Source organism: Variovorax sp. 679, from assembly GCF_003952185.1.
Lineage (GTDB): Bacteria > Pseudomonadota > Gammaproteobacteria > Burkholderiales > Burkholderiaceae_C > Variovorax.
Genome location: NZ_RXFS01000026.1, coordinates 1 through 12,444, shown reverse-complemented (window position 1 = coordinate 12,444; position 12,444 = coordinate 1). Strand labels below are relative to the sequence as shown.

At 63.2% G+C, this 12,444-nt stretch carries 11 protein-coding genes; 7 read left to right on the top strand and 4 right to left on the bottom strand.

Annotation, left to right across the window (positions count from 1 at the left end; translation table 11 throughout):
* Window positions 1-64 precede the first annotated feature (64 nt).
* Window positions 65-337, bottom strand: coding sequence for a hypothetical protein (locus EJO71_RS33850; protein WP_125953017.1), 273 nt, complete (start codon window positions 335-337; stop codon window positions 65-67).
* Window positions 338-527: 190 nt separating this feature from the next.
* Here EJO71_RS33850 and EJO71_RS33845 point away from each other — a divergent pair, with 190 nt between their 5' ends.
* The 3 genes from EJO71_RS33845 to EJO71_RS33835 all read left to right on the top strand — a co-directional run bounded on the left by EJO71_RS33845 (window position 528) and on the right by EJO71_RS33835 (window position 5,063).
* Window positions 528-1,202, top strand: coding sequence for a heavy metal response regulator transcription factor (locus EJO71_RS33845; protein ID WP_125953032.1), 675 nt, complete (start codon window positions 528-530; stop codon window positions 1,200-1,202).
* Entirely contained in the window at window positions 1,199-2,599 is a 1,401-nt protein-coding gene (locus tag EJO71_RS33840; protein WP_125953016.1) for a heavy metal sensor histidine kinase, read from the top strand. Before EJO71_RS33845 ends, EJO71_RS33840 begins: the two co-directional genes overlap by 4 nt.
* A 223-nt stretch (window positions 2,600-2,822) precedes the next feature.
* Complete coding sequence (locus EJO71_RS33835) at window positions 2,823-5,063, top strand: copper-translocating P-type ATPase (protein ID WP_125953015.1); 2,241 nt, start codon at window positions 2,823-2,825, stop codon at window positions 5,061-5,063.
* Window positions 5,064-5,107: 44 nt separating this feature from the next.
* Here EJO71_RS33835 and EJO71_RS33830 read toward each other — a convergent pair whose 3' ends face one another.
* A complete protein-coding gene (locus EJO71_RS33830) occupies window positions 5,108-5,320 on the bottom strand; it encodes a GDCCVxC domain-containing (seleno)protein (RefSeq protein ID WP_125953014.1) in 213 nt (70 codons plus the stop codon).
* Window positions 5,321-5,875: 555 nt separating this feature from the next.
* Here EJO71_RS33830 and EJO71_RS33825 point away from each other — a divergent pair.
* From EJO71_RS33825 to tnpC, 4 genes are all read left to right on the top strand, one after another.
* On the top strand, window positions 5,876-6,181 hold the full coding sequence (locus EJO71_RS33825) for a hypothetical protein (protein ID WP_125953013.1): 306 nt from the start codon (window positions 5,876-5,878) through the stop codon (window positions 6,179-6,181).
* A gap of 63 nt (window positions 6,182-6,244) precedes the next feature.
* The gene (locus EJO71_RS33820) at window positions 6,245-6,475 is read left to right on the top strand and encodes a DUF2933 domain-containing protein (protein ID WP_164546973.1); all 231 of its coding nucleotides are present in this window, start codon (window positions 6,245-6,247) and stop codon (window positions 6,473-6,475) included.
* A gap of 314 nt (window positions 6,476-6,789) precedes the next feature.
* Complete coding sequence (locus EJO71_RS33815; protein WP_125953011.1) at window positions 6,790-9,816, top strand: Tn3 family transposase; 3,027 nt, start codon at window positions 6,790-6,792, stop codon at window positions 9,814-9,816.
* The gene (tnpC, locus tag EJO71_RS33810) at window positions 9,813-10,163 is read left to right on the top strand and encodes a Tn3 family transposase post-transcriptional regulator TnpC (protein ID WP_116266926.1); all 351 of its coding nucleotides are present in this window, start codon (window positions 9,813-9,815) and stop codon (window positions 10,161-10,163) included. Before EJO71_RS33815 ends, tnpC begins: the two co-directional genes overlap by 4 nt.
* A 44-nt stretch (window positions 10,164-10,207) precedes the next feature.
* Here tnpC and istB read toward each other — a convergent pair whose 3' ends face one another.
* Both istB and istA read right to left on the bottom strand, forming a co-directional pair.
* Complete coding sequence (gene istB, locus EJO71_RS33805) at window positions 10,208-11,053, bottom strand: IS21-like element helper ATPase IstB (protein ID WP_125953010.1); 846 nt, start codon at window positions 11,051-11,053, stop codon at window positions 10,208-10,210.
* A partial coding sequence (gene istA / locus EJO71_RS33800; RefSeq protein WP_125953009.1) for an IS21 family transposase occupies window positions 11,050-12,444 on the bottom strand: 1,395 nt, incomplete at its 5' end. The genes istB and istA, both read right to left, overlap by 4 nt.

The window sequence follows — 12,444 nt, the reverse complement described above, 5'->3', positions numbered from 1 at the left end:
CGCCTTCCGCGCGCCCTGCCAGGCCGGGCGCCGGATGAGTGTTTTGCCAGGTCAGCCAGATGGCTCAGCGCGTGCGGGTCGAAGGATGCCCCGACGGCGCGGCGGGTCGCGCAGCGTCGTCTGCGGCCGAGCGCGCCGTCAGCATGCGTCCTGCCGCGTCGACCTTGACCATGCCGAGCCGCGGATGGCTCCAGTAGTGCGTCTTCCCCTCATTGAGCTGCGTCTTGGGCGGCGATGCCTGATCGCGCGCTTCATTGTCGGAGGGGGCGGCGAAAGAGGCGGCGGAAGCCAGCGACAGTGCTGCGGCAAGAATGGATGCAAAAAATTTGTTGGACACGGTCTGAACCCTCATCATTGGTTGCTGAAAACGTCAGCCAGGGCTGACAGCCTCACGCGTTCCGAAGCGATCGGTGTGCGTCGTGATGAGGGAGAGTTTGAAATCCGGTGAGGCACCAGAATCTGATGCTTCGATGACGTTTTTGTAATGCGGGAAGACTTTGTCGGGTGTCCGCAAACCGTTCAAGAATATGAAAATCCTGTTGATCGAAGACGAAGCGAGCGCTGCCGCCTACCTGAAGCAAGGCCTCACCGAGAGCGGCTTCACGGCGGAGATCGCCACCAATGGCAGCGACGGCCTGCACGCGGCCATGAACGGCGACCATGACCTCGTGGTCCTGGACGTGATGCTGCCTGGCATCGACGGTTTCGCGGTGCTGTCCGCGCTTCGAACGTCCAAGCAAACGCCGGTGCTGATGCTGACCGCGCGTTCCAAGGTCGATGACAAGGTCAAGGGCTTCGATCTCGGCGCCGACGACTACCTGGTCAAGCCGTTCCAGTTTCCGGAGCTGCTTGCCAGAATCCGCGCACTCCTCAAGCGCGGAACCAAGGTGGCGACCGACGACGTGCTGCGCATCGCGGACCTGGAGATCGACTCCGTCAAGCACCGCGCGACCCGCGCCGGCCAACGCATCGACTTGTCGGCCAAGGAGTTCGCCTTGCTGGTCCTGTTCATGCGCAGGAACGGCGAGGTGCTGTCCAGAACGCAGATCGCTTCGCTGGTCTGGGACATCAACTTCGATTCCGACACGAACGTCGTGGACGTGGCAGTGCGCCGCCTGCGCATCAAGATCGACGACCCATTCGAGACGAAGCTGATCCACACCGTGCGGGGTGTGGGGTATGTCTTCGAGCACCGTCCATGAGGCTCAAGAGCCTGTCGGTGCGGCTCGCGCTGTGGGTCGGCTTGCTGGGCCTGCTGCAGGGTGCCGGCGTCCTGTGGTTTTCCTATCTCACGATGCAGCAGGAACTGGGCTCGCAACGGCGGCTCGTGCTGCGTGACAAGGTCGACCACGCTCAGCAGTTGATTGGCGACATGCCGGACGATGCGGCCATTCGCGGCAAGGCCTTCGAGCTTGTGGATCTCGTCACCGGACATGCCGAGTTGCATCTGGCGATTGCGCGACAAGGGTCCACCGAGCCGACGGTCGCGTTCAGCCGCGAAGCCAGCGAATCCCTGAGGCGGTTGAAGGACGACATCTGGGGAACCGACGCATTCCTGGAATGGCGGGCGCAGACCAGCGACGCGCCGATGCTGTCACAGGCCGGGGCGGTGCAACTCAAGAGCGGTGAAGCCTACGAGATTGTCGTCACCATCGACCGCAGCGAAGACCAGCGGCTGCTGCGCAGTTTGCTGGTCACCGCGTTGACAGCGGCACCATTCGGCTTGGCTGTTGCGATCGGCAGTGCGCTGGCCATCGTCATTCTCGGCCTGCGGCCGTTGCGGCGCTTCCAGAAGACCGCCACCGACATCACGGCCCGCAACCTCTCGGCGCGGATCGATTCGAGGGGCCTGCCCACCGAGCTGCAAGGCCTTGGTCACGCGTTCAATGCCATGCTGGAGCGCCTGGACGACGGCGTGCGCCGGCTGTCCGAGTTTTCGGAGGACCTGGCGCATGAACTGCGTACGCCGCTGGCGACGCTGCTGGGGCGCACCCAGGTCGTACTGTCGCAGCCGCGCACGGTCGAGGAGCTGACAGACCTGCTTGAAAACAACGTCGACGAACTGCAGCGACTCAGCCGGCTGGTGTCGGACATGCTGTTTCTGGCGCAGGCCGACAATGCGCAAACGGCCGTGGCGCGGCGCGACCTGGACCTGGCCGACCAGGCGCGCACCGTCGCCGAATTTCTGCAACTGCTGGCCGACGAGCGCGGCATCAAGATCTCGGTGCAGGGCAGCGCGCGCGTGACCGCCGACGGCGGCTTGGTGCAGCGGGCGATCACCAACCTGCTGTCCAATGCCGTGCGTCATGGTGCACAGGGGACGCCAGTGACCGTGACCGTATCCTCCGATGCGCAGAATGCGACCCTCGAGGTGGCGAATCAGGGGGAGCCGATTGCGCCTGCGCACCTGGGGCGGATCTTCGACCGCTTCTACCGCGTGGACAGCTCACGGGCACGCGATTTGGGCGGTACCGGACTCGGGCTGGCGATCGTCAAAGCGATCATGGGATTGCATGGCGGAGAGGTGGCGGCCACCAGCAGTGGAAGTGGCGAAACGCGCTTCACGCTTTGCTTTCCGCGTGGAGATCAGGGCCGCTGACTGATCCTCGGGCTTCTGAAATTCACATAGGAAGCCTGCGGGCCTCGTTCGCGCAGTGGTCGAGACGCTCAGGCTTGCCCCGCCCGGGGGAGTCGGCTGTCGCGATTCGAATGCGGATGGGGGGATCGCCAGCGGGAGGTCGGTGCCCGTCCTGCAATTCCGCGATGCCCCTTGACCTTGACACGGTCAGAAGGTTGACACTGCCTTGAAACAGGAGCCCATCATGCATCTGCATCCTCACACGCCAGACGCGACGAAATCCGACGAGCACGCGCTTCGTCATCCTGGTGGGACGGACGGGCGCACTCGTCATGACGGTACTCCGACCCCGCATGCCGCAGATGCAGACGTTGCGTACACCTGCCCCATGCACCCGCAGGTGCGGCAGATGGGGCCCGGAAACTGTCCGATCTGCGGGATGGCTCTGGAGCCGGTCGTCGCGACGCGGGAAACGGGAGAGAACCCGGAGCTGAGGGACATGAATCGTCGGTTCTGGATTGGACTGGCGCTCACCGTTCCGGTGGTCCTGCTCGAGATGGGCAGCCACTTCGTCAATCTGCAGAGCCTGATGAGTCAACAGACATCGAACTGGCTACAGCTGCTGTTCGGCACACCGGTGGTGCTGTGGGCGGGCTGGCCATTCTTCGTTCGGGGATGGGCCTCCGTGAAGACGCGCAACCTCAACATGTTCAGCCTCATTGCGCTGGGGGTTGGTGTCGCCTGGCTGTACAGCATGGTCGGCACGATCGCGCCACGGTTATTTCCGTCGGAGTTACGCACGGCGGATGGGGCGGTTCCAATCTACTTCGAGGCGGCAGCAGTCATCACCGTCCTGGTTCTTCTGGGACAGGTGCTGGAACTGCGGGCACGCGAAAAGACTTCGGGAGCAATAAGGGCCTTGCTCGACCTCGCCCCGAAGACAGCCGTGCGGGTTGGAAGCGACGGATCTGACGAGACTGTGGAGCTCGACGCTGTGCTTGTGGGGGAACGACTGCGCGTGCGTCCGGGCGAGAAGGTGCCGGTGGACGGCGAGGTTGTGGAAGGGAAGGCGACGGTCGACGAGTCGATGATCACGGGCGAACCGATCCCGGTCGTCAAGGCGCCCGGCTCCAAGGTCACTGCCGGCACACTGAACCAGACGGGCGGCTTCGTCATGCGGGCCGAAAAGGTGGGCGCTGACACCCTGCTGGCACAGATCGTCCAGATGGTCGCTTCCGCTCAGCGCAGCCGCGCCCCGATTCAGCGGATGGCCGACCAGGTAGCGGGTTGGTTCGTACCTGTCGTGATCGTGATCGCATTTCTGGCCTTTGCCGCCTGGCTGGCCTGGGGACCCAGCCCGGCATTCGCGTATGCGATCGTCTCGGCCGTGGCGGTGCTCATCATCGCCTGCCCCTGCGCCTTGGGTTTGGCCACACCGATGTCCATCATGGTGGGCGTTGGCAAGGGCGCGCAACATGGTGTGCTGATCCGGGATGCGGAGGCGCTGGAGCGCATGGAGAAGATCGATACGCTGGTAGTAGACAAGACGGGCACGTTGACGCAGGGGCGGCCGAAGGTGGTGCGCGTCGAACCGGCGCCCGGATTCGATGTCTCCGCGGTGCTTCAGAAGCTTGCCAGCGTGGAGCGGGCGAGCGAACACCCTCTGGCCGCCGCCATCGTCGCCGACGCCGAGGAGCGCCAACTGACCTTGTCGCCGGTTCTGGACTTTGACTCGCCCACCGGCAAGGGTGTGGTCGGCCGGGTCGATGGTGCGCGGGTGATCTGCGGCAGTGCTAAGTTTCTTGCTGAGAACGATATTGACGTGAGCAGCGTGGGCTCACTGGCGGAGGGTGTACGCGCGCAGGCGGCAACGGTCATTTTTGTGGGCATCGACGGCCGCCTGGCGGGCTTTGTCGGCATTGCCGATCCCATCAAGCCAAGCACACCGCAAGCCATCGCGGCACTGCGCCGCGAGGCCATACGCGTGGTCATGCTCACAGGGGACGGCAAGACCACCGCGCAGGTCGTAGGTCGCGAGCTCGGCATCGACGAAGTCATTGCAGACGTTCTGCCGCAAGACAAGGCATCCGTGGTGCAACGGCTGAAGGCCGAGGGCCGGGTGGTCGCCATGGCCGGCGATGGCGTCAATGACGCCCCGGCGCTGGCTGCAGCGGACGTTGGGATCGCCATGGGAACCGGCACCGACGTGGCCATGGAGAGTTCTGGGGTAACGTTGTTGCAGGGCGATCTCATGGGAATCTTGCGCGCGCGCCGGCTCTCGCAGGCGACGATGAAGAACATCCGGACCAATCTGTTTTTCGCTTTCTTCTACAACGTCGTCGGAATTCCGATCGCAGCTGGCGTGCTGTACCCGTTCTTCGGCATCCTCCTGTCGCCGGTGGTGGCGGCAGCGGCGATGGCGCTTTCGTCGGTGAGCGTGATTGCCAATTCACTGCGGCTGCGAGCGAGCAAAGTGGCCGATTGACTGCTTGGGGGAGAAAGGACGTGGCCGGGAGATGCGCCGCTTGGTCAACTGCCGCCGATGCGTTGCGCCTGGACCGATGGGCATGGCACCGACCCAAACGAGCAGAAAACACAGCAGTCTCCCGGTTTGGCACGCAACACCACCTTGCAGTTTTCACACTGATAGAAAAACAGGCAGGCGTCGGCCGGCATCAGCTCGCGTTTGGCGTAGCCGCAATGCGGGCAAGTCAGCAACGAGTCGAGAAGCGTTGTGTTCATTGCAACGCCCTGAGAATAAACCTTCGCCTCAAGGTGAGGTCATGCAACCTCAATAGTCTTGACCTTGCCATGGTGACAAGGCCTAGGCTGCACGTAGCGACAAAGACGTCGCAGCGGAGGTATTGCCATGCAACACGGATCTGAAACTCACCGGAGCCTTGGTCAGGAGGTGCTACGGCTTTACACGCAAGCGGTCGCCGAACAGCGATGGGCGGTGGCTGAATTCCTCATGTGCGCACTGGAGGAATTGGCGAAGTCCGACCCGGCCTGCGAGGCGGCAGTCGAGCAGGCTTACTTGTGCATTGGCTGTCGCAATCCGTCTTTCGATGCTTGATGCGAACGTCCTCGAGACCATCGTTGGAGGCCAATACGCTCTGCGCCTGCTCGGGCGTCGCATTGAGACAGGGGGCACGTAAATGACGAAATCGTCATGGGTCCGTCAGTCTGTTGTGGTGCCCTGATTTCTAGAGTCGCAACTGTGATGCAAATCGGATGAACGACAGCCTCGCTGATCGGCGAGGCGCGATGCGTCACTTAACTCTGAAGGAGCCTGAAATGAAAAAAATTCTCTTCGCCATTGGCACCGCAACGTTGCTGTTCTCCGGCGCCCATGCACAGGGGCAGTCGCAGGAAGCGACTCCGCCGACCGACACCCGACCGCAAGCCGTGGCCGAAGCCCGCAAGAACGCGAGGTTGCCGGGTGTCGTCCAAATCAAGGACGGCAGCACCGCCCTTGGTCAGGGCTCGGGCGTGTGGGAAACGGGCAAACCCGCCATGGCTGGTGAAAACCGGAAGGTGGCGCGCGAGGCTCGCCCTCACCAGGATTCCACGCAAGGCGTGACCCCCCAGGAATCGCGGTAGCGCATTGCACAGATTGGGCCCATCCTCTCAAGACGCAAAAGGATTAAGCATATGAAATGCGATATGAAAACCATCGTCAAGCTTGCGATCGGGTTGGGCTTTGGCTTCGTGGTGGCGTACGTCGCGCTGCCCGACGCGCGGGCTTTCATCCTTGCAATTTCGCCGCTGCTCCTGGTGCTCATCTGCCCTTTGGCAATGGGCGCAATGATGCTCGCAATGAAAGGTGAGAACGCCAAGCCCAAGGCGGATGAACCGCCACCTGTTAGTCCTGAGACCGGTCGAGACAAGTCCTGACGACGCAGCAATGTTGAGATGATGTGCCCACACGTGGCGCGGTCCGGCGGTGATGGGCTGTGGGCATCGACTACGCTCGGCTCTCGCGCTTCGCTTGACCGCTTTGCTCGAGGAACGGGTTATCGGTCATGCGTCCATGCGCGATGAACCTTGCCCCATCTTCGCGGCCTTCTTGGACGTCCACGGCGGGGCGCGTTCAGGCCTGCCGACTGCGGCATGAGAGCGAGCCGAAATGTGTTCGCACCGCGTACGATGGCCGCCATCGGCTACGCTTCGTGTCCAGATCGACCCTGACCAGCGGGAGTTTTTGCGCTATGGCGAGCATCGAACGTACTGCTTACCCTCGATTTCCTCGAACGCTGACGCTCAAGGATTTGCAGGCGTCGTTCACGCCGAGGCCTGAGGAAATCGAATGGGCGCAGCGGCATTCGCGAACGCCGGAACGCCGCCTTGCTTTGCTCGTGCTGCTCAAATGCTTCGAGTTCCTGCGCCACTTTCCGGCGCTCGAAGTCATTCCTGTCGAACTCGTCGCGCATGTTTCAGCCACCCTGGGCATGGCGCCGACCGAGAAGATCGAGTTCGCGTCGCTGGCCACGCTGTATCGCCACCACAAGGCAATACGCGAACTGCTCGGTGTCAGGCCCTATACCGATGGGCAGACACGGAAGTTGACCATTCAGATCGCCCAGGAGGCCGCCGGTATCGTGGAGACCCGGGCGGACATCATCAACATCACCATCGAGGAGCTGGTGCGGCTGGGCTACGAACTGCCGGTCTTTCGCACGCTCGACGAAATCGCCGAGCAGGCGCATTCGGCCGCCGAGGCGGCCCTGCACAAGCGGATCACACAGCGCCTGACGCTGGCCCAGCGAAACTGGCTTGATCGATTATTGGCCGCCGAGCTGCCTGCCCGACGCACGCTGTACAACCAGATCAAGAGGTCCGCGAAAAAGGCCTCGCGCAAGCATCTCGATTTGCTGCTGGACCAGTTGACCTGGCTCGAGTCCTTGCCCGACAGCGATGCGCTGCTCGACGGCGTGCCGGCGACCAAGCTCAAGCACATGGCCGACATGGCATCCGCGCTCGATGCGGGCGACATGAAGGATTTGTTGCCCGCCAAGCGCTACACACTGATCCTGGCATTGGTCCGTCAGATGCGTGTGAGGGCGCGTGACGACGTGGCAGAAATGTTCATCCGCCGAATCGGGGCCATTCACAAATGCGCCAAGGAGGAACTGCAGATGATCCAGGCGCGCCAGCGCGAACTGAGCGAGGAGCTGGTCGCCACGCTCGAACAGGTTCTCGAGATCCTCGCCGAAAATCTGGATGACGCGAGTACCGGACAACGCGTGCGCGATCTGCTCGCTCCGCACGGCAACCTCGATCAGCTGAGGACGGACTGCGAGGCCATTCGCGTGTGGAGCGGCGGCAACCACCTGCCGTTGATCTGGAAGGCCTTCAGCAGCTGGCGCGCGGCGATGTTCCGGATGGCGAAGGCGCTGCGCTTCGAAGCGGCCACACAGGACCGCAATCTGCTCGATGCTCTGGAGGTCGTGCTGGCCAACGAACACCGAAAGGTCGAGTGGATCGCAGACGACCTGACGCTTTCATTCGCCTCCGAGCGGTGGCGCAAGCTGGTGCGCCGTTCGCATGGCCTGGGCCCTCCGACGAACCGGCGCTACCTCGAGGTGTGCGTGTTCAGTTATCTGAGCGGCGATCTTCGCTCAGGCGACGTGTGCATTGAAGGCTCGGAATCCTTTGCCGACTATCGCGCGCAGCTGTTGCCCTGGAAAGAGTGCGAAACGCTCCTGCCGACGTACTGCGACCGGATCGGCATCCCGGCAACGGCGGGCGACTTCGTCGACGGTCTCAAGCAGCTGCTCACGGAGACAGCGGCAAAAGTCGATGAGGAGTTCCCGCAGCACGCCGGCGACGTGGTGATCGGCAGCACCGGCGAGCCGACCTTGCGGCGTGTCGCCGCGCGCGAAGTGCCGGCGTCGGCCATTGCTTTGCACGCAGCCATAGAAAATCGTACGGCGCCGCGCAACCTGCTGGATGTTCTGGCCAACATCGAGCACTGGACCGGATTCACCCGCAATTTCGGTCCGCAGTCAGGCGATGACCCCAAGCTGCGCAACGCGCGTGAGCGCTACTTGCTGACCGTGTTCGCGATGGGCTGCAACCTCGGGCCCAACCAGGCCGCGCGCCATCTGTCCAATGGCGTGACGCCACATCAGCTTTCCTATGCCAACCAGCGGCACATGAGCCTGGACCAGTTGGACAACGCCTGCCGCGATCTGACCGAGCTGTACCTGCGGCTTGAGTTGCCCAAACTGTGGGGCGAGGGCAAGAAGGTGGCGGCCGATGGCACACAGCACGATTTCTACGACCAGAACCTGTTGGTAGGCATGCATTTCCGGTACCGGCGCATGGGTGCGGTGGCTTATCGGCATGTGGCCGACAACTATATCGCGGTGTTCCGCCATTTCATACCGCCAGGGGTGCTCGAAGCGGTCTATGTCATCGAGGGCCTGATGAAGGCAGGCCTGAGCGTGCAGGCCGACACGGTGTATTCGGATACTCATGGTCAGTCGGAAACTGTCTTCGCTTTCACGCACCTGGCGGGCATCCAACTGATGCCCCGCATCCGAAACTGGAAGGACCTGCGCTTCTACCGACCCGAGAAGGGCACGCGCTACCGTCATGTCGACCGCCTGTTCAGCGACGTGGTGGACTGGAAACTGATCCGGGACCACTGGCGGGATTTGATGCAGGTGTCCATCTCGATCCAGGCCGGACGGATCGCCTCGCCGATGCTGCTGCGCAAGCTCAGCCAGGAAGGGCAGCACAACCGGCTTTTTGCCGCGGCACGCGAGCTCGGCCGCGTGCTGCGCACCGTCTACTTGTTGCGCTGGATCTCCAGCAAGGAGATGCGCCAGGAGGTGAGCGCCACGACGAACAAGATCGAGTCGTACCACGCATTCACAAAATGGCTGGACTTCGGCGGTGACGTGATCAACGAGAACGACCCCAACGAGCAGCAGAAGCGGGTGCGCTTCATCGACCTGGTGGCGTCTTCGGTGATCCTGCAGAACACGGTGGACATGATGCGGGTGTTGCAGGAGATGTACGCCGACGGGGAGCCGGTGTCTGCGGCCGACGTCGAATACCTGAGTCCGTACATGACGTCGGGCATCAAGCGTTTCGGCAGCTATCACCTTGACTTGAAACGGCCGCCGGAGCCCTGGGTCAAGGAGTCGCAGTTCAGGGAGGCGGCCAAGCGCGCGCGCGCCGCGGCTGCGGAGGCGCAGCGCGCCGGCCAGACAGGAGCAGGCACATGAGCAATCTGGACGCCACCGTCGTCACGGCCTACGGCCGGCTGGACCGGGCTGCGCTGACGCGTGCGCAGAGCAGCTACGACACGACAGCACTACTGAGCGCGGTGGAGGAGTTGGACAGGATTGTCGGGAGTGTGCGAGGGCAGGATGGCCTTCGGGACAGCCTGCTGCGTCTGCACAGCATGGCCCACGCCGTGATCAACGGAGCAGGGTTGTCAGTCTCCACGAGCCAAGAAAGCCTACCGGAGCTAGCCTTCGATGCGACTGCGGAGATTCTGCAAACGATCTCTACGCTGCAAAGATGGGTGAAGCTGATCGAACCGTTGGAGAGCCTTCAGCCTCGCGATTGAGCGACGGAATTGCATAAAAGGTTTTGACTAAATAACCTGAAGGCTTATGAGTCAAAACTGGCTTTATCCCGGCTTGCCCTCGATAAGTCTAACGTCGACGGTATTGTTTCTCCTTTCGTCTGTGCTTTTCTGCCCCGTGATTTGGGCGCGGGCACCGTTGCGGCCGTTGAATTCTTGAACCTCCAGCTGTCGTTGCCCGTCTCCACGATGTGGCAGTGATGCGTGAAGCGGTCCAGCAGCGCGGTGGTCATCTTCGCGTCGCCGAACACCTGGCTCCATTCGCCGAAGCTCAGGTTGGTCGTGATCATCACGCTGGTGTGCTCGTACAGTTTTGAGAGCAGATGGAACAGCAAGGCCCCGCCGGCCTGGCTGAAGGGCAGGTAGCCCAACTCGTCCAGCACCACCAGGTCCGTGTACATAAGCCGGTGCGCGATCTGGCCGGCCTTGCCTTGCACTTTCTCCTGCTCCAGCGCGTTGACCAGTTCCACCGTCGAGAAGAACCGCACCCGTTTGCCGTTGCGCTGGATCGCCTCAATGCCGATCGCCGTGGCCAGATGCGTCTTGCCCGTGCCTGGCCCGCCAATGAGCACCGCGTTGTGCGCGGCCTCGATGAACTGGCCGGCGTGCAGGACTCGAACCAAGGCTTCATCGACGTTGGCCTGCGCGAACTCGAAGCCCGCCAGGTCCCGATGCGCCGGGAAGCGCGCCGCGCCCATCTGGTAGGCCATGGAGCGCACCGCCCGCTCAGCCGTCTCGGCCTTGAGCAGTTGCGTGAGGAACGCCTCGGGCGTGAAGTCGGTGTGGCGCGCCTGCGCGGCCACCTCTGGGTAGTTGGACGCCATGCCGTGCAGCTTCATGGCCTTGAGGGCCGAGATGATTTCAGCGCTCATGGTGTAGCCTCCCCGGCCGCGCCTCGCAGACGGTCGTAGCGCTGCACGTTGGCCAGCGGCTCCACGGCCAGCTTGAGCGGCGTACTGGCCGCTTCCAGCGAAGCCGGCTCACTCGGCGCCTTCAGCCGCGCCAGCACATTGAGCACATGCTCGCCGCTGGGCTTGCCAGCTTCCAGCGCCAACTCGGCGGCCACCAGCACCGCGTCCAGCCCATGCACCGGCACAGCCGCCAGGACTTGAGCCATGACGCGGTCGCCTCCTTCGCGGCGCAGCAGGATGCCCTGCAACTTCTTCAGCGCCTCGGGCAGCGTCTCGAACGGCGCCCCGTTACGCAACGCCCCGGGCTTACGTTCGATCAGGCTCACATAGTGGCGCCAGTCGTAGAAGGTCTGGCTGCGCTCGAAGCTGCGCACATGCGTGGCCACGCGCGCGTTCTCGGCGACCACTTCCAGGCGATCCGGGTACAGGCGCAGGCTCACCACCTCGTGCGCGTGCTCGCTGGGCACGCTGTAACGGTTGCGCTGCAGGTGTACCAGGGCTGTGCTGGACACGCGCGCTGGCACCTCCACGTAGCCGTCGAAGGGTTTGGGGTTGGGCATCAGGCGCGTCTGCTCGTCCTGCAGCACGTCGACCACTTTGAGCGCGGGCCACTCGGGGTGGTTCAACTCGCTCCACGCGCTGCGGCATTCATCGGCCAGCCAGGCGTTCAGCGTTTCCATACTGTCCCAGCGCAACTTCACCGCCTTGTGCCAGATGCTCGTTCGCCGGTCGCGCACGTTCTTCTCGACGATGCCTTTCTCCCAGCCGCTGGCCACGTTGCAGAACTCCGGCTCGAACAGGTAGTGGCCGGTCATCGTCTCGAAGCGCGCGTTGATGACGCGCTTCTTGCCAAGACCGACTTTGTCGACAGCGGTCTTCATGTTGTCGTAGATGCCGCGCTGGGGGACACCGCCAAAGGCCGCAAACGAGCGGGCATGCGCGTCGAACAGCATCTCGTGGCTTTGCGTGGGGTAGGCCACCAGCCAGAACGCACGGCTCGCGCAGAGTTTCGTGTGCGCCACTTCCAGGCGCCGGCGCAGGCCACCCACAAAGGCGTACTCCGTGCTCCAGTCGAACTGGAACGCCTCGCCCAGCACGAATTTCAGGGGAACGAATGCGCCCTTGTTGGCACTGCCGGCTTGCTCCTCGCGCCAGCGGCGGGCAAAGGCCGCTACGCGGCCGTAGCCGCCCCGGTAGCCCTGGGCAGCAAGCTCCTCGTACATCAACTTCACAGTGCGTCGGTCACGCTTGCCGCGGTGTGCGTCCGCCTTCAACCAGGTGGCCAGCTGCTCGGTGTAGCCGTCCAGCTTTGTAGCCACCTCGCGCGGCGGATATTTGGGCTCGACCATCTG

Excerpts from the sequence above, each read along its gene's own strand:
- EJO71_RS33845 (WP_125953032.1), top strand. The coding sequence starts at position 528 with ATGAAAATCCTGTTGATCGAAGACGAAGCGAGCGCTGCCGCCTACCTG.
- EJO71_RS33825 (WP_125953013.1), top strand. The coding sequence starts at position 5,876 with ATGAAAAAAATTCTCTTCGCCATTGGCACCGCAACGTTGCTGTTCTCC.
- EJO71_RS33835 (WP_125953015.1), top strand. The coding sequence starts at position 2,823 with ATGCATCTGCATCCTCACACGCCAGACGCGACGAAATCCGACGAGCAC.
- EJO71_RS33830 (WP_125953014.1), bottom strand. The coding sequence starts at position 5,320 with ATGAACACAACGCTTCTCGACTCGTTGCTGACTTGCCCGCATTGCGGC.
- istB (WP_125953010.1), bottom strand. The coding sequence starts at position 11,053 with ATGAGCGCTGAAATCATCTCGGCCCTCAAGGCCATGAAGCTGCACGGC.
- tnpC (WP_116266926.1), top strand. The coding sequence starts at position 9,813 with ATGAGCAATCTGGACGCCACCGTCGTCACGGCCTACGGCCGGCTGGAC.
- EJO71_RS33815 (WP_125953011.1), top strand. The coding sequence starts at position 6,790 with ATGGCGAGCATCGAACGTACTGCTTACCCTCGATTTCCTCGAACGCTG.
- EJO71_RS33840 (WP_125953016.1), top strand. The coding sequence starts at position 1,199 with ATGAGGCTCAAGAGCCTGTCGGTGCGGCTCGCGCTGTGGGTCGGCTTG.
- EJO71_RS33820 (WP_164546973.1), top strand. The coding sequence starts at position 6,245 with ATGAAAACCATCGTCAAGCTTGCGATCGGGTTGGGCTTTGGCTTCGTG.